This window comes from Nonomuraea sp. NPDC049378 (assembly GCF_055586745.1).
Window position 1 is genome coordinate 56,717 of record NZ_JBVJHP010000027.1, and the last position, 16,427, is coordinate 73,143.

Below are 16,427 nucleotides of genomic sequence, written 5' to 3' on the forward strand. Positions count from 1 at the left end.
CGTGCTGGACGTCGCCGCGGCGGCCGGGCCCGGCGTCGGCAGGAGTCGCGTACGGTTCCGTGGCCGGTGTGGGTGTGGACACGAGCAGCTCCGGGTTCAGGAGTCGGGGTGGGCCAGGAAGCGGCCGAAGCGGCCCTGGTGGTAGAGGAGCGGGCGGCCCGCGTGCCGCACGCCGGCCTCCGCGACCAGGCCGACGACCAGGAGATGGTCGCCGACCTCGACCCGCTCGTAGGGCAGGCAGATGAGGTGTGCGGAGACGTCGTGCAGCAGCGGGGCGCCCAGCGGTCCCGGCCGCCAGCGGGTGGGGGCGGCGAAACGGTCGATGTTCTTGCGGGCGAACCGGGCGGCCAGGCCGGCCTGGTCGCTGGCCAGGATGTTGACCGCGAAGTGGTCGGCGGCGCCGAGCTGCGGCCAGGTGGTGGAGGAGCGGTCCACGTAGAAGGAGACCAGGGGCGGGTCGAGGCTGACGGAGGAGAAGGAGGTGGCGGTGAGCCCGGCGGGGACACCGCCGTTCTGCGCGGTGATGATCACGACGCCGGCGGCGTGCACGGCGAGCGCCTGCCGGAACCGGTCGGCGGCCAGGGCGCGGTCGGGCAGGGTGTCGGTCATGCGAGTGGCTCCGTCCGGTACGCGCGGTCGCTGGGGTGGCCTGATGTCGGCGATGGATTGATCACGAGAGGGTTCCTCACGGGGAGAAGGCATGCTCACGCGGCGCCCCGGCGGTCGGTCCGGGGCGCGGGGTCGTCATGGTCGGCGAGGGCGTGGGCGTCGTCGGCCACGCCGGCGGCACGAAGAAGGCGGGCGGCGGGGCCCGCGGCTACATATCCGTGATCAACGACACTGGGCGCTGGCGACGTGGCCGAAGTCCACGTGGGAGCGCTTGGTCAGGAGGGGATCCTGCCTCATGTTGATGACGCTAAGCCGACATTCCGGATAAGTCAACATTTCCTACTAGTTTTGCCGGAAATCCCGGTACGCCCCTAAGCGTCGAGGTAGCGCTGCACGTTGTCGCCGACCGCGGCGACGAGGTCCTCGAAGTCCATGGAGGCCAGCGGCTCCAGGCGGAGCAGGTAGCGGCCGACGATCACGCCGAGGCCCTGCCCGTGCACCAGGCCCGCCTTCACCTCGATGGCCGGGTCGTCGGGCCTGGCGGCCTTCAGTGCGGGTAGCACCTGGCGGTCGACCAGCCGCTGCACGGCCTCGGCGGCGTCGTCGCGGGTCATCGCGGCGCGGTGCAGCGCGGCCATGGCCTCGTTGCCGCCGCGCTCCCACGGCTCCAGCGCGGCGCGGGCGAAGCGGCGGCCGATCTCCCCGCGCGGCACGCCGGTCAGGTCGAGCGCGGCGAAGCCGGCCTGCGTGGTCAGCGCGAACAGGTCGGCCTTGCTGCCGTAGTAGCGCACCACCATCGCGGCGGTCACCCCGGCGTCGGCCGCGATGCCCCTGATCGTGGTCTTCTCGTAGCCGTCCTTGGCGAACCTGGCCCGCGCCGCCTCCAGGATCGCCCGCCGGGTCGGTGCCGAGCGTTCGCTGAAGCGCGCCACCGGCGTCCAGGTCCCGTCGTCGTCCATGGCGTTGACAATATCAGCGCCCGTATGCATACGATCGTTTGCAAACATACGTTTACAGCATGGGAGTGATCGTGAAGGTTCTCCTCAGGGGCCTCGCGTACGTGGCCACCTTCGACGCCGAAGACCGCGAACTGACCGGCGCCGACATCCTCATCGACGGGCCCAGGATCGCCGCCATCGGCCACGGCCTGCCCGCCGACGGCGTCGACCGGGTCATCGACGGCACCGGGCTGCTCGCGCTCCCCGGGCTCATCAACGCCCACCAGCACCTGTACCAGGCCTCCATGCGCACCCTTCCCGCGCTGGAGCGCTCCGGCATGCCGCGCTTCCTCGGCCTGCAGAACGAGCTGGTGCTCCGGCGCTGGAAGGAGGGCAGGTTCGACGCCGGCGCCGTCGGCGCGACCGCCCGCGCCGCGCTCACCGAGTCCGTGCTCGGCGGCGTGACCACCGTCGCCGACCAGCACACGATCTTCCCGGGCGACGACCCGGAACCGTACGTCGAGGCCACCATCGAAGCCGCCACCGAGGTCGGCGTGCGCCTGCACGCGGGACGCGGCAGCGTGACCTTCTCCAAGGCCCGCGGCGGCATGGTCGACGACGTCTTCGCCGAACCGGTCGACGCCATCGTGCGGCACGCCGAACACCTCATCGCCGCCCACCACGACCCCGAGCCGTACGCGATGACGCGGATCGTGCTCGCCCCCTCCGGCGTGGTGTCGGACGTACCGGAGATCTTCGAGGCGTTCGCCGCGCTCGCGGCGGCGCACCCGGGCGTCCGGCTCCACACCCACCTGCACCACCACGAGGACACCCGCTTCGCCCAGGCCAGGTTCGGCTCGTCACCCTGGCGGATCCTGGCCGAGCACGGCTTCGCCAACGACCGGCTGTGGGTCGCCCACGCGGTCACGCCGCCGCCGGAGGAGATCGCCGAGTACGCGGCGGCGGGCATCGGCGTGGCCCACATCCCGGCCGCCGACCTCAAACTCGGCTGGGGCCTGGCCCCCGTACGCCGCTACCTCGACGAGGGCGTCACTCTCGGATTCGGCACGACGGGATCGATGACGAACGACGGCTCCAACCTCCTGGGCGACCTGCGCGTAGCCGCCCTCGCCCACCGCGCTCCGCGTACCGGTCCCGAGGAATGGCCCACCGTGAGAGAGCTGCTGGCGATGGCCACGCGCGGCTCCGCCGCCTGCCTCGGCCGCCCCGACCTCGGCTCGCTCGCCGTGGGCCGGGCCGCCGACGTCTCCTGCTGGGACCTGACCTCCGTCGACCGCGCCGGCGTGCACGATCCGCTGGCCGCGCTGCTGTTCACCGGCCTGAGCGACGCCGCCTCGCTGGTCCTGGTCAACGGCGCCGTGGTGGTGGAGGACGGCCGCGCGACGCGGACCGACGCGGACGCGACCGCACGCGAGGTGAACGCGCTCGTGGACGCGCGATGACCACGTTCGTGTGCGTCGTGGGCGCCGGCCCCGCCGGGCTGGTCACCGCCATCGGGCTGGCGCGCGCGGGAGTGCCCTTCGTGCTGCTGGACGAGGGCCACGGGCCGGTGACGGAGTCGCGCGGCCTGGTCGTGCACGCGGGCGCGCTGGAGGTGCTCGACGAGCTGGACGTGGCCGGCGACCTGCTGCGGGAAGGCACGCTGGTGCGCGACTTCCGCATCGCGGTACGCGGGCGCGCGCTCATGCGCATCCCGCTGGGCGAGGTGCCCTCGCGATTCCCGTACGTGCTGCTCGTGCCGCAGGCCACCACGGAGGCCGAGCTGTACGCTCGCCTCGCCGAGCTGGGACATACCCCCTTGTCCGGCCACCGCGTGACCGGCGCCCGCCAGGACGGCGACCACTACGAGATCACCGGCGAGGACCCCGGCGGCCGGCCGTTCACCGTCCGCGCCCGGCACCTCGTGGGCGACGCATGCCCTGCACCCGCCTGACCGTGACCGGTGACCAGCCAGGCCGTCCTGCCGCCGGGGATCGAGACGCGGGTGACCGGCGCGCTCTCGCGGAGCTCGGCGTACCGGGGCGGCGGGTCGAACGGGCAGGCCCGTGGCATCGGGAAGTCCTCGCTCACGACGTGCCCCCCTTCAGGTACGCGTCGAGCCGCTCCATCGCCTCGATGGAGCGGCCGACGCTCAGCTCGGCCATCATGCGCAGCAGCCACCGCAGCTCCTCCCCTTCCACGCCGGCGCGCCGGGCGGCCTCCACGTGCGTGCGGAAGGGGGTGCCGAGCGTCTGCTGGACGACGTCGGCGGCCACGCAGATCAGCGCGCGCTCGCGCGGCGTCAGGTACGGCCGCCCCCACCGCCGCCCGGCCTGATCGGTGGCGAAGGCGGCGAGCCCGGCGTCGGCGCCCTCCGGGTAGGCGGGAGGCTCCCACGCTTCCGGCGCGGGCAGATCTACGCCCTTCACCTCCGGGTGCGCGGCCTCGATCTCGGCCAGGCGGACGAACGCCCGCACCACGGCCGGGTAGCCCGCGTACGGCGCCAGGTGGCGCAGCACCTCCCTGACCGTCTGCCAGGAGGCCCCGCCCGCGGTGGTCAGCACCTTGAGATGCGTCTCGAACGGCAACCCGAGATTGCCGTCGCACACGTCGCTGGTGATCCAGGTGAACATCTTCTCCCGGATGCTCAGTCCTGGTACGGCCAGCATCGACTCGCCGACCTGCAACGCCATCGGCGCGAAGTCCGCGTCCAGCGAGGTGATCGGGTCAGTGGGCAGAGTGGTCATCGTCCATCTCGCTTTCGGGTCGCGGGCCGGGGGCGGGCTTCGTGCCGCCGGCCGCCGAAGGCCGGGTCCATGCCGAGCATCCGCAGGAAGAGCCGGTCGAGCAGGCGGTCGGGCAGCAGCCGGGGCAGCTTGGTGAGCAGCTTGGCGTGCCCGCCCGCGGGATATCGGGTCGCCGGGCGGGGCGCGGTCAGCGCGCGCAGGATCGCGCGGGCGATCACGTCGGGCGGGCTGCCGCGGTCGCTGCGCTCGGCGATCCTGTCGACGACCGCGCCGAACGACTCGCCGTACAGCTGCCTGCCCGGCTCGGGCAGGCCGTCGACGAGCCGCCGGGCGGCGGCGATCATCTTGCCCGGCGCCGCGGTCGCGGTCGCGCCGGGCTCGACCAGCACCACGTGGATCCCCCACGGGCGCAGCTCCATGCGCAGCGCGTCGGTGAGCGACACGAGCGCGTGTTTCGGCATGGTGACCGGGGCGATGTACGGCAGCGTGATCCGCCCGCCCTCGGAGCCCACGTTCACCAGCCGTCCGGCTCCCCTGCGCAACAACGGCAGGAAGGCCTGGGCCACCGCGAGCTGCCCGACGAGGTTGACCTCCAGCTCGCGCCGCAGGTCGTCCAGCGGGATCAGCTCCAGCGGGTACGGCGAGCCGGTGCCCGCGTTGTTCACCACGCCGGACAGCCCGCCGGAGCCCACGTGATCGGACACCGTCGCGACCGCCTCCGCGATCAGATGTCCGTCGGTGACGTCGAGCCGCAGCGGCAACGTCCTGCCCGGCGCCAGCGCCGCCACCTCCTGGGCCGCGGCGTCGCTCCTGACCCCGGCGAACACGGTGAACCCCACCCTGGCCAGCGCCAGCGTGGTCGTCCTGCCGATGCCCGACGAAGCGCCCGTGACGACCACGGCACCGCGATCCTTCATTCCGGCCACCCCCTGACCTCTCGTGATTACGGACCCCGACGGTAGGAGGAGCCGGCCGGGTCCCGAATCCGTCAACCGAACAGTGGGGATGCGGGAGGTCGCGGACCGTGGGCTAGGGTTCCGAGACATGCTGTACGGGCGCGACGCGGAGCTCCGCCGGATCCAGCACCTCATCGAGGCGGTCCGGGCGGGCGGCAGCGGAGCGCTCCTGCTGACCGGCGAGCCCGGCACGGGCAAGACCGCCCTCCTCGACCACTCCGCCGGCCGGGCGGAGGGCGTCCGCGTGCTGCGCGTCCACGGCGTCGAGAGCGAGGCCGACCTGCCCTTCGCGGCTCTGCACCAGCTCCTGCGCCCCCTGCTCCCAGGCGTTCGCGCGCTCCCTGGCCCGCAGGCCGCCGCGCTGTCCCGCGCCTTCGGCCTGGCCGGGCCCGGCGACGGCGGCCCGGCGGCGGAAGGCGCGGGCGGGCGGTTGCTGGTCTCGCTGGGCATGCTCACGTTGCTGGGCGACGCGGCCGAGGAAACCCCCGTGCTCTGCGTGGTGGACGACGCGCACTGGCTCGACGTGCCGTCCGCCGACGCGCTGGGGTTCATGGGCCGGCGGCTGACCGGCGAGTCGATCGGGCTGCTGTTCGCGGTCCGCGACGGCCACCCCGCACGTTTCCCCGGGCTGCCCGAGCTGCCCGTGCGAGGGCTCGACCACGCCTCCGCCTCCGCCTTCCTCGCCGAGCGGCACCCGGAGCTGGCCGCGCACGTACGCGAGCGGATCGCCGCCGCGGCCGGCGGCAACCCCCTGGCTCTCGCCGACCTGCCCACGGCGCTCACCGCGGACCAGCGCACCGCCCACACCCCGCTGCTCGGCCCGCTGCCGATCCCCGACCACCTGCGCCGCCTGTACGCCGACCGCGTTCGCGACCTCCCCGCGGACACGGCCACGCTGCTGCTCGTGGCCGCAGTCGAGGACGGCGGCGAGCTCGCCGCCGTCCTCCGCGCGGCCGGCGAGCTGGGCGTACGCGCGCAGGCGCTGGACGCCGCGGAGAGGGCGGGCATCGTCACGATCGAGGACACCGCCGACGGCCGCCGCGTGGTGTTCCGCCACCCCCTCGTCAGGACCGCCGTCTACCACGACGCGCCCTTCAGCCGGCGGCTCGCCGTGCACCGGGCGCTGGCCAGAGCGCTCGATCCCGAACGCGGAGCCTGGCACCGCGCCGCCGCGGCGACGGGACCCGACGCCGAGGTGGCCCGCGACCTCGAACGCGGCGCCCTGCGCGCGCTGCGCCGCGGAGCTCCGGGCACCGCGGCAGTCGCGCTGGAGCGGGCGGCGTGGCTGACCGCCTCGGCTCCTGACCGGGCCGCCCTGCTCGTCTCCGCGGCGGAGGCCGCCGGCACGTCGGGCGACCCCGAGCTCGCCGAGGCGCTCGCCGGCCAGGCGGAGCGCGCCGGCGCCGGCCCGGAGGGCCGGGCCAGGCTCGGCCTGCTCCGCGCGAGCGCCGCCTTCGACCGCGGCTCCCCGGCCGACGTCCACCGCCTGCTGCTCGACCGCTCCGCGCCCGTCGCGAGGACGCATCCGGAACTCGCCGCCACCATGCTGCTCGACGCCGTGAAGAACGGCTGGTTCCTCAACGACCCGGCACGTACGCGCTTGGCCTCCGAGGCGCTGGCCGCCGTCCCTCTCCCGCACGGCAGCCCGCTCACGCCTCTGGTCGGCACGGTGCTCGCCCTCGGCCAGGTCGTCGACGGCGCCGGCCACCCGGTGGACGGCATGGAGAACGCCAGGCCGCCGCTCGGCGCGGTCACCCCCGAGACGCCCCTCGGCGCGATCATGACCGCGGCCGCCGCCATGGTGGGCGACGACGTGGGGCTGACCGACGTGGCGGGCGAGGCGGTGCGGGCCTGCCGGGCCGCGGGCCGCATCGGCTGGCTGCCCCTCGCGCTGCAGCTGCTCGCCTCGGCCGAACTGCTGTCCGGCCGCCACCACTTCGCCGCGGCCACCGCCGCCGAAGGGCTCGACCTGGCCGTGGAGCTGGGCCAGGACAACCGCGCCTGCCACTTCAGAGGGGTGCTCGCCTGGCTGGACGCGGTGGCGGGTGAGGAGGAGTCGTGCCGTGAACGGGCCATGCTCTGCCTGCGCCACGCCGAGGCGCAGCGCATCCCGCCGAGCGCCGCCATCGCCTCGTGGGCGCTGGGGCTGCTCGACCTCTCGCTCGGCCACGCCGACGAGGCGCTGGCCCACCTCCTGCCCCATGCCGCGGTGAGCGGCGGCCATCCGCTGATCGCCATCATGCAGACCCCCGACCTGGTCGAGGCCGCGGCCAGGGCGGGCAGGGCCGACCTGGCCCGGCCGCACCTGGCGCGCTACGCCGCCTGGTCGGCCAGGGTGCGCCGCGACTGGGCACTGGCCGCGCTGCACCGCTGCTCCGCGCTGCTCGCCGACCACGACGACGCGGAAAGCCACTTCGAACGGGCTCTCGAACTCCATGACCGCGCCGGGCTCTCCGGCCGGCCACGGGCCTTCGACCACGCTCGCACGCGTCTGGCCTACGGCGAGTGGCTGCGCCGCGCACGCCGCCGCGCCGACGCCCGCGAACCCCTGCAGGCCGCGTTCGAGGCCTTCGACCGGCTCGGCGCCACGGCGTGGGCGGAGCGCGCGAGCGCCGAACTCCGCGCCACCGGCCACGGTTCCAAGCCCGCCGCCACGGCCACGGCCGGACTGGCCGCGCTCACGCCCCAGGAGCTCCAGGTCGTGCGGATGGCGACCACCGGCGCCAGCAACCGGGAGATCGCCGCGCACCTGTTCCTCAGCCCTCGTACGGTCGCCTACCACCTCTACAAGGCCTTCCCCAAGCTGGGCGTGACCTCGCGGGTGGAACTGGCCGCCCTGCTCCACGACCGTCCCTGACGCGGAGGGCCCTCTTTCTGGCGCGATCATCCGTCAAGCCGTTCGCAACCGGTGACCGGGATCATCACCCCATGTCGGCACATCGAATGAGGGGGGATCGTGGGCACGCCATCTGAGGAGCAGATCGGCGGCAACACGCTCATCGCGCAGCTCGGGCAGGACGGCGACGCGGTCACCTATCTGGCGCGCACCCCGGCCGGACGGCAGGTCGTCGTCAGGACCTTCGCCGTGGACGCATCCGCCGAGGCGGCGTTCGACGCCGAGGCGCTGCCCGGGCTGGAACGCGACCTCGCCGCGTCCCGCAGGGTCAGCTCTCCGTTCGTCGCCGGCGTCCTGGGCGGCGACGTCCGCGCGGCGCGGCCGTACGTGGTGTGCGCGCACGTCGAGGGCGAGACGCTGGGCCAGGCGCTGGAGCGCGGCCCCTTCTCCGGGCCAGGGCTGTGGCGCATGGCGGGCGAGATCGCGGCCGGGCTGCACGCGATCTACCAGGCAGGCGTACGCCGTAGCGGCCTCACGCCCGACGGAGTGACCCTCGGGCCTGAAGGGCTGCGGATCACCGGCTTCGGCCCCGCGGCCACCGTTCCCCTCGCCACCCCGCGACCCGCGTACATCGCGCCCGAGCAGGAGCCCTCCCAGGCCGCCGAGGTCTTCACCTGGGGCCGGATCGTGGTGTGCGCCGCGAGCGGCAACCCGTCGCCGGCCGCCGAGGACCTCGACGCGCTGGACGGACCGCTGCGCGACCTCGTGTCCGCCGCCGTGGACCCCAACCCGGCGGCCCGTCCCGGACTGGACGAGGTCGTCACCGCCCTGCGCGACGTCCCCACGGCGCCCCCACCCATCCTGCCTGCCGCGCCTCCGGGGATGCCCGCGACACCGGCCATGCCGCCGCACGGAGCACCTCCGCCCCCGCACATCACCGGCCCTCCCGCGGACGGCGGACCGCCGCACATGGCGCCCCCGCCATCGCACGGGGCACCGCCGCACATGGCACCCCCGCCTTCGCACGGAACGCCCTCGTCCGCGTACGGAGTGCCTCCGCCTGTGCACGGGACACCCGCGCACATGGCGTCGGCGCGGCGGCGCGCATGGGTGTGGGGAGCCGTGGCGGCCGGCGTCGTGCTCGTGCTCGGCGCGGCGGCCGCCTTCGTGGTGTTCCGGCCGGACGGCCAGGTCGCCCAGAAGGAGGCGACGGCACCGCGGACCGGCCAGGTGAACAGAGCCGACCGGCTCTTCCCGCCGCCGTCCAAGCCGGCGCCCGACGGCGGGCTCGACCAGCACGTCAACGCCGCGGCCGCCCACGGCGACACCGTGGTCGTGGTGGGCGCCGAAACCGTGGGTGCGTATTCCACGACACGTCCGATCTTCCTGGTCTCCGACGACAGCGGCACGAGCTGGAAGTCGGTGCCGCCGCCCGGGGCCGAGTCGATGGCCGCGGGCCTCGTGGCGGGCGGCGACAAGGGCTGGGTGGCGTTCCCCAGCAGGCTGTCCAAGCACTCCCCCGTGGCGTGGACCAGCGCCGACGGTCACACCTGGCAGCCCGTCAGCGGCGGCGCCCTCGGTGACATGGTCGACTACAACCTGTCCGGCCTCGTGGCGACCGACAGCGGATTCGTGATCAAGGGCGCGCAGGACGCGACAGCGCAGAAGGCGAGCCCGACGGCCGTCTGGACCTCGGCGGACGGCCGGCAGTGGCAGCGGGTGACGACCACGACCGCACTGCCGGCGGGCCGTACGAGCATGATCGCCCACGGCGACAACGTCCTCATCGACGGCGACTCCGCCGACGGGACGAGTGGCCGCCTGACCGCGAGGTCGGCGGACGGCGGCCGCACCTGGCAGACCGCCACGCTCGACACCGGCACGAGCACGCCCGTCCTCGCCACGGACGGCAGGACCTTCTACGCCGCCTTCAGCAAGGAGTTCAAGACCACCACCATCGCCGGTTCGACCGACGGCGCGTCGTGGAAGGAGGTGGGCTCCAGCGAGGGTTCCTCGCCGAAGGGGTTCGCCGCGGGCGCGACCGGGTTCTACCTGCTCATGGATGCCGTACCGATCGGGGAGCCCGGATATGGCGAAGAGGCCAGGCTCCTCCACAGCGAGGACGGCTCCGACTGGGACTCTCTGGGGACCTCCCGTGAGCTGAACGCCTACCAGCCGGTGATGGCGACGACCAAGACCGGTGCTCTCCTCAGCGGCGACACCTTGGGCGTCTTCTCCACCGACCGGCCGGAGCGTCTCGACCTGCGGATGTTCTCCGCGGGCCCGGACAGCGACGTCTCCCCCGTCGACTTCAGCGGTGTCGCGGGGCTGCGCTACCCCGTCACCCGGGTCAACGACCTGCGCCACGCGGGAGACGTCACCGTCGCCGTCGGCCAGTCCCAGGGCATGGCCAGCGCGTGGTGGAGCACCGACAGCGGCGCGACCTGGCAACGTTCGGGCCTGGAGACGCCCGGCGCGTTCACCACCGTGGTGCACGGCCCGAGCGGCTGGCTCGCGATCGGCCCCGGGGTCTACACCTCGCGCGACGGCCGCACCTGGCAGCGTTCCGGCCACGACTTCGGCACGATCAAGGAGGCCGCGGCGGCCAAGGACAGCTATCTGGTGACGTCCTCGAAAGACGCGAAGCAAATATCCTGGCGCTCGACCGACCTGGTCACCTGGCAGCAGGTCCCCTCCCCCTTCGAGTTCCCCAGCGACCTGGCGGGCGGAGAGTACGGCTACGTCGCCCCGGGCATGTGCCCGGGCATCAGCACCACGACGAACTGCCTGATGTACTCGGCCGACGGCCTGTCGTGGCAGCCCATGCCGGCGATCGGCCTGCCGGACGGGCAGGGAGCGTGGGTCACCGAGGCCGTCGTCGGCCGGGACACGGTGATCGTCACGGGGCTGGTGCGCCACGACGGCTCCCTCACCAAGACGTTCTCCGCCCTGCTCTCCACGTCAGGCCAGTGGGAGAAACCCCTGGTCGCCGAGCTCGGCCGCCCGGCGCTGTCCCAGCTCGCCAGGGACGGGGACGCATGGATCGGCCTGCGGGTGCAGGCGGGTGACATGGTCCTCGTGAGGTCGCAGGACGGGCGCACCTGGGAACCGCGGACCCGCATCGCCTGGCCGAAGGGCATGCAGCCCCAAGCCATCGCGGCCGCCCCCGGCACGATCCTCCTCGCCGGCTCCCTGCGAACGGCCACCGAGGACCACCCGCTCCTGGGCCGCCTCGCGCCCTAGCGCTGTCTTCCTGTCCTCGGCGTCTGAGCGCCTCGACCGCGCGTCCAGGTGCGCGCCGATGTACGTTTCATGCGGCCGACGGCGGACCGTGCCGGAGCCCTCCGGCATCACCGCAGTTCAAGCGTGGTTGAAGCAGCCGCAACGGCCTGGCGCCGCGGCGGTGCCCAGGCGTCATGATCGTCGCCCTGGTTGGGACGGCGGGCGAGCCTATACCGTCCGATCCGACGAAGCCTCGCCTCTGGAGTCCCGACATGCCAGGAAAACGCTGGGCAGCGCCCGCACTGCTCGCCCTGTCCCTGCCACTGCTCGCCCCCGTGAGCGCGCTGACGCCACCGGCCGCCGCGGCGACGTCCACATCCTCATCCGTCCCGGCCGCCTCCGAGGTGCCGCTGGAAGAGATCAACACGATCACCACCCAGGTCGCCTTCGGGTTACGCCGCCCCACCGCCATCGCCGCACCCGATGACGGGACGGACAGGCTGTTCGTCACCGAGAAGCGCGGGACCGTGCGGGTCTACCACCCGGACACCGGCCTCGACCAGACCCCGATCATCGACATCACGGCGTCGGTGGACGAGTCCGGCAACGAGCGCGGGCTGCTCGGCATCGCCCTCTCGCCCGACTTCGCCGAGAGCCATGACGTGTACCTCGCCTACACGGCGCTGCCGGACGGCGCGGTGACCCTGGCACGGTACGGGCTGGACGACGCGAACCTCGAACCCCTGCTCTCCCAGGAGCACGCCGAGAACAGCAACCACAACGGCGGCCAGATCACCTTCGGCACCGACGGCAACCTGTACATGAGCATCGGCGACGGCGGCGGCTCAGGCGACCCCTTCGACTCCGGGCAGCGCGTGGACACCCTGCTGGGCAAGATCCTGCGCATCGACGTCAGCCGGAGCTGCGGCGACCTGGCCTACTGCGTACCCGAGGACAACCCGTTCGCCGGCGTCGCGGGCGCGCGCGAGGAGATCTGGATGTACGGCGGGCGCAACCCCTGGCGCTTCTCCGTCGACCCGGCGGACGGCTCGATGTGGATCGCCGACGTCGGCCAGGGCAGGTGGGAGGAGATCAACCACATCAAGCCCGGACGGCAGTCCGGCGCGAACCTCGGCTGGTCCTGCTACGAGGGGCTGGAGGTGTTCGACGAGACCCAGTGCGACTCCGGCGCCGACTACACCGAGCCGGTCTTCACCTACTCCCCGCACACCGGCGGCTGCGCGGTCATCGGCGGGCAGGTCTACCACGGCGAGGAGTTCGCCGACCTGGTCGGCGGCACCTACATCGCCACCGACTACTGCTCCTCCACCGTGTGGGCGCTGCGCGAGGACGGCGCGGGCGGCTATCACCAGGCCGAGATCGGCCAGACGCCGACGCAGGTCACCGCGTTCGGCGCCACGCCGGAGGGCGAGCTGTACGTCGTCAACGACCTTCCCGGGGGCCTGCACCGCGTCTCGTTCGAACGCGCGAAGCCGGCCTGCCTCATCGGGCACACCACGCAGACCTGGGGTGGCGGCATGACCGTCGACCTCACCATCACCAACACCGGCACCACCCCGATCAACGGGTGGACGCTGAGATTCCCCCTCTCGCGCGGGCAGACCGTCATCTCCGACTGGAACACCGACCTCACCCAGAGCGGCGACATCGTCACCGCGGTCAACGCCGCCCACAACGGCTCCATCGCCCCTGGCGGCAGCGTCACGCTGGGTTATCTCGTCAGCCACACGGGCGACACGTCCCTGCCGAGCAGGTTCTCCCTCAACAGGGACGCCTGCGCCGTCGACCGCTGACCGATGTCCGGCCTCCGGCGGTGGCGCCGGAGGGTCCGGACGGCCCCAGCAGCGCCGCGAGGTCGTCCCATCGCGCCATCAGCAGCCCCAGTACGGCTCCCAGAACCCCGGCGGCGGAGCTGAGCACCGGGTCGGCGGAGCCGTTCGTCAGCGATCCCGCCAGCCCGAGCAGAGACGCCGCGACCAGGATCAGATTGCGCACCACGTGCGGCACGCCGACCGGGGTCCTGGAAGGGCCGAAGCAATGACACGGCACCGGGACGGGTCTGCGGGCGACCGCGCCCACGGCCAGCGTGAAGCAGGTGAGCAGCACGGCCGCCAGCGCGTATCCGGCCGTCGCGGCCCAGCGCAGGGGAGCCAGGACCAGCACGATCACCGCGGCCTCCGCCGCGGTGACGGCCACCGCGGCCATCGGGACGAGCGCCCTGCCGACCACCGCCATCTCGCTGACCGACTCGACGAACCCCGCCCACGCCCCGCGGCCGCGCACCTTGCCCGCCAGGGCGGACGCGAACACCGTGACCAGCAGCAGCCCGCTCGCCACCTCGACGTACCGCATGATCGGCTACCGTCCCTCTCGTGGCGGCAGGGACCTGATGACCGCCACCACATGAGAGGCGGGCAACAGGCCGAAGTGCCGGGAGTCCACGCTCCGGGGCGGGTTGTCGCCGAGGACCGCGACGCGCCCGGCGGGCACCAGCCCGCCGCCCAGCACCGCGGGCAGCCGCTCGCCTTCGCAGGCGGCCAGCCGCTTGACCAGCAGCGGCGGAACGGGGTGCGGGTTGCGCACGATCACGACCTCGCCGGTCACGCCCCTGGTGCGCCGGGCCAGCAGCCGCTGGCCCGGGTGCAGGGTGGGTTCCATGCTGGCGCCCTCGACCGTGACCGTGACGAACCGCCCGCGCAGCCACACCAGGACGGCGACAGCGCCCAGCACGGCTCCCACCACGTATCTCATGCGGTGTGCTCCGTGACGTAGCCCGCCGACTGCAGGGTGAACAGCCTGGCGTAAGGGCCCTCCCGGTCCATCAGGTCCTCGTGCCGCCCCTGCTCGGCCACCTGTCCCTCCTCCAGCACGACGATGAGGTCGGCGTCGCGCACGGTGTTGAGCCGGTGGGAGATGAGCAGGCTGGTACGCCCTGACCGGCCGGCGCGCATCCGGACGTGGATGTCGTGCTCGGCTTCGGGATCCAGCCCCGAGCTGGGCTCGTCGAGGATCACCAGGTCGGGCCGGTCGCGCAGCAGCGCGCGGGCGATGGCCATGCGCTGCCACTGCCCGCCCGACAGCTCGACCCCGGTGGACGCGGAGTCCTCGTCGCCGTCGCTGAAGAAGAGCCGGGTCAGCAGGGTGTCGTAGCCGCGCGGCAGCGCGACGAGCGTGTCGTGGACGCCGGCCCGCCGGGCGGCGGCCTGGATGTCGGGTTCGGAGCCGATCAGGGGAAGGTTCCCGAGGCCGATGTTCTCGGCGGCGGACAGGTCGTAGGCCATGTGGTCCTGGAAGACGGCGCTGATCCTGGCGCGCAGGTCGGCGGGGTCGCAGCGGCGCAGGTCCGCCCCGTCCCACAGGATCGTGCCCTTGGTGGGGTCGTAGAACCGGCACAGCAGCTTGACCAGGGTGCTCTTGCCCGCTCCGTTCAGCCCGACGAGGGCGATGGTGCCGCCGTACGGGATGAACAGGTCCACGCCGCGCAGGATCCAGGGGTGGTCGTCGCCGTACCGGAACCACACGTCACGCAGTTCGATGCCGCGCCGCAGCGCCGGCAGCGGGGCGGTGGCCGTCACGGGCAGGTCGGGCGGGGTGTGGGTGACGTCGAGGTAGTGGCCGAACATCCTCAGGCTCTGGGCCATCTGCGCGATCATGTGCACCATCGTGTTGAGCCCCAGCTGGGTGCCGGCCACCGCGCCGATGAACATCACCACGTCTCCCGCGCTGATCCTGCCTTCGCGCGCCGCCATTCCGGCCCACACCAGCCCGCCGCCGGCGACCAGCGCGGCCAGCAGTTCGAGCGCGCCGTTCGTGGCCAGCCTGCGCAGGTCCAGGCCGCGCTGGGCGCGGTTGACGCCCCTGCGCTCGGCCAGCATCCGCTCGCGCAGGAAGCCGCCGATCCCGAACAGCCGGACCTCCTTGGCGGCCTGGACGCCGGTCAGCAGCTGGCCGTAGAAGAACTCCCTGCGCTGGGCGGGGCTGGTCTGCCACATCATCGTCGTGTACTGCCTGGCCAGGCGTAGCTGGGCGGCGAGCGCGGGCGCGAGCGAGACCAGCACGATCACGGCCATCCACGGGTTGATCAGGGCCAGCGCCCCGAGGAACCCGGCGACCGTGAGCGCGGCCCTGCCGACGTCGAAAGCGGATCCGAGCAGCCCGTGGCAGTCGGTGGTGGACTGCTGGGCCAGGCGCAGCCGGTCCAGGAAGGCGGGGTCTTCGAAGTAGCGCAGACCGGCGAACTTCCCGGTGGCGGTGAACAGCCGGTCGGTGGCGCGCAGGCCGACCGCCCTGCCGAGGGCGCCGTTGGCGTAGGTGGACAGGCTCGGCAGCACGCCGGCGGCCAGGCCGCTGGCGGCCAGCCCGAGCGCCGCGCCGAGCACGGAGCCGCGCTCGGCGGTCAGCGCGTCGAGCAGCGCCTTGGTGAACCAGGTCGTGGAGATGGGGACCGCGGCCTGGGCGAGGGTGGCGCCGACGTAGAGGATCACCGTCACGGGCGCGCTGCGCCAGGCCAGCCCCGTGACGGCGGCCAGGGCGCGCGGCCAGGACCGCTCAGCCACGCGCGGCGGTCAGGGCCAGCACGTCGGCCAGGTCATGTCCCGTCGCGAGCACGGTACGGCTGTCGTCGATGAGGAAGACCCGGGGGAAGGCAGCCACCTTGAACGCCTTGGCCATCGACCCGCCGTCCGGGCCGGCCGTGTCGACGATGGCGACCGGTTCGAGCAGCTCGCGCATCGGCCCGATCTCGTCGCGGAAGCCGGCGATCACGGCGATGACCTGGTCACGCGGCATCGTCGCGGCCAGCTCGGCGAACTTGGGGGCCAGTTCCTTGCAGGGCGCGCACGACGGGGAGAAGAAGCCGACCAGCGTACGCCCGCGCAGCCCGTGCTCCACCTCGAACTCCGCCACCGTCTCACCGGGCAGGAGCGAGGGCGGCGGGGCGCCGCCGGCCTGCTCGTACAGGCCGTTGAGGCGCTCGGTGTGTTCGCGCAACCTGCGGATGATGCCCAGGCCCAGCGCCAGGTTGAGGGCGCACAGCACGGCCAGCACCACCACGGCCGCCCACAGGGCGTAAACCATCACGATCTCCTCATCGCGGTAC

General features: G+C 73.4%; 13 protein-coding genes. 5 read left to right on the forward strand and 8 right to left on the reverse strand.

All coding sequences use genetic code 11. From position 1 onward, the window contains the following. Window positions 1-96 precede the first annotated feature (96 nt). Window positions 97-609 (reverse strand): flavin reductase family protein, encoded by a 513-nt coding sequence (locus tag ACZ6SA_RS41905; protein WP_347649357.1) that lies wholly within the window; start codon window positions 607-609, stop codon window positions 97-99. 371 nt (window positions 610-980) lie between these two features. Then, window positions 981-1,568, reverse strand: coding sequence for a TetR/AcrR family transcriptional regulator (locus ACZ6SA_RS41910; RefSeq protein ID WP_347649358.1), 588 nt, complete (start codon window positions 1,566-1,568; stop codon window positions 981-983). 59 nt (window positions 1,569-1,627) lie between these two features. Between ACZ6SA_RS41910 and ACZ6SA_RS41915 the strand changes: the two genes are divergently transcribed. Further along, complete coding sequence (locus ACZ6SA_RS41915; protein WP_347649359.1) at window positions 1,628-3,010, forward strand: amidohydrolase family protein; 1,383 nt, start codon at window positions 1,628-1,630, stop codon at window positions 3,008-3,010. Further along, window positions 3,007-3,501 (forward strand): FAD-dependent oxidoreductase, encoded by a 495-nt coding sequence (locus tag ACZ6SA_RS41920; RefSeq protein ID WP_465834601.1) that lies wholly within the window; start codon window positions 3,007-3,009, stop codon window positions 3,499-3,501. Before ACZ6SA_RS41915 ends, ACZ6SA_RS41920 begins: the two co-directional genes overlap by 4 nt. Window positions 3,502-3,634: 133 nt before the next feature. Here the strand turns inward: ACZ6SA_RS41920 and ACZ6SA_RS41925 are convergent, their stop codons facing one another. Further along, the gene (locus tag ACZ6SA_RS41925; protein ID WP_347649363.1) at window positions 3,635-4,294 is read right to left on the reverse strand and encodes a carboxymuconolactone decarboxylase family protein; all 660 of its coding nucleotides are present in this window, start codon (window positions 4,292-4,294) and stop codon (window positions 3,635-3,637) included. Then, a complete protein-coding gene (locus ACZ6SA_RS41930; protein ID WP_443156742.1) occupies window positions 4,291-5,211 on the reverse strand; it encodes an SDR family NAD(P)-dependent oxidoreductase in 921 nt (306 codons plus the stop codon). The genes ACZ6SA_RS41925 and ACZ6SA_RS41930 overlap by 4 nt, the downstream gene beginning before the upstream one ends. A 127-nt stretch (window positions 5,212-5,338) precedes the next feature. Here ACZ6SA_RS41930 and ACZ6SA_RS41935 point away from each other — a divergent pair, with 127 nt between their 5' ends. The 3 genes from ACZ6SA_RS41935 to ACZ6SA_RS41945 all read left to right on the forward strand — a co-directional run bounded on the left by ACZ6SA_RS41935 (window position 5,339) and on the right by ACZ6SA_RS41945 (window position 13,122). After that, window positions 5,339-8,107, forward strand: a complete 2,769-nt coding sequence (locus ACZ6SA_RS41935; protein WP_465834604.1) for a helix-turn-helix transcriptional regulator — start codon at window positions 5,339-5,341, stop codon at window positions 8,105-8,107. A gap of 99 nt (window positions 8,108-8,206) precedes the next feature. Continuing rightward, a complete protein-coding gene (locus tag ACZ6SA_RS41940) occupies window positions 8,207-11,329 on the forward strand; it encodes a hypothetical protein (RefSeq protein ID WP_465834606.1) in 3,123 nt (1,040 codons plus the stop codon). A gap of 251 nt (window positions 11,330-11,580) precedes the next feature. Further along, a complete protein-coding gene (locus ACZ6SA_RS41945; RefSeq protein WP_465834608.1) occupies window positions 11,581-13,122 on the forward strand; it encodes a PQQ-dependent sugar dehydrogenase in 1,542 nt (513 codons plus the stop codon). On the opposite strand, the gene ACZ6SA_RS41950 is transcribed toward ACZ6SA_RS41945, so the two are convergent. From ACZ6SA_RS41950 to ACZ6SA_RS41965, 4 genes are read right to left on the reverse strand one after another with little or no spacing between them, the layout of a single operon-like run. Then, entirely contained in the window at window positions 13,091-13,681 is a 591-nt protein-coding gene (locus ACZ6SA_RS41950; RefSeq protein ID WP_465834610.1) for a MauE/DoxX family redox-associated membrane protein, read from the reverse strand. The two genes, ACZ6SA_RS41945 and ACZ6SA_RS41950, sit on opposite strands and share 32 nt — an antisense overlap. Before the next feature lie 6 nt (window positions 13,682-13,687). Next, entirely contained in the window at window positions 13,688-14,080 is a 393-nt protein-coding gene (locus ACZ6SA_RS41955) for a S26 family signal peptidase (protein ID WP_465834612.1), read from the reverse strand. Then, on the reverse strand, window positions 14,077-15,885 hold the full coding sequence (locus ACZ6SA_RS41960; protein ID WP_465834614.1) for an ABC transporter ATP-binding protein: 1,809 nt from the start codon (window positions 15,883-15,885) through the stop codon (window positions 14,077-14,079). Before ACZ6SA_RS41960 ends, ACZ6SA_RS41955 begins: the two co-directional genes overlap by 4 nt. Next, window positions 15,878-16,405 carry a TlpA family protein disulfide reductase gene (locus ACZ6SA_RS41965; protein WP_465834616.1) on the reverse strand — a complete coding sequence of 176 codons (528 nt, stop codon included), beginning with the start codon at window positions 16,403-16,405 and terminating at the stop codon, window positions 15,878-15,880. The genes ACZ6SA_RS41960 and ACZ6SA_RS41965 overlap by 8 nt, the downstream gene beginning before the upstream one ends. Window positions 16,406-16,427: the final 22 nt, after the last annotated feature.